1 pseudogene is annotated in these 407 nt (G+C 65.4%); it reads right to left on the reverse strand.

Features of this window, described 5'->3' with window-relative positions:
* Positions 1-407, reverse strand: a pseudogene (locus tag E5162_RS14785) (class I SAM-dependent methyltransferase); the annotation flags it as partial.

Raw genomic sequence — 407 nt, forward strand, 5'->3', positions numbered from 1 at the left:
CAGACGTCTTCCTGATAATTCAGCGCGACATAACGGCCGTCCGCGGACACGTAGGGCAGAAGTATGCGCGTGTACCAGCCGCCAACCGGCAGGGCTTCGGCAACGGTCATGCCCGGTTCCAGCCCGAAGAAGGCCATGGTTTCCATCGGATTGCGGTATTCGTCGCGCGCGCGAGCACCCTCGCGGCGTTCGTGGGCAAGGATATCGACGAGCTGGGCGCCAGCGAGAAGCGAGGCAATCGCGTCGCTGTCTTCCTGGCTCATCTCTTCGCCCTGGCCGGGCGCGCTCATCGAGTCAGCCTCGTTGGCGGGCATCGCCTCGCCATTCATCGGCGCATCGGTCTCGCTCTCGTCAGCGCTCTGCGGCGAGCACGCGGCCAGCAGCGCAATCGAGGATGCGGCAGCCAT

This window comes from Marinicauda pacifica (genome assembly GCF_004793635.1).
In the GTDB taxonomy this organism is placed as follows: domain Bacteria; phylum Pseudomonadota; class Alphaproteobacteria; order Caulobacterales; family Maricaulaceae; genus Marinicauda; species Marinicauda pacifica.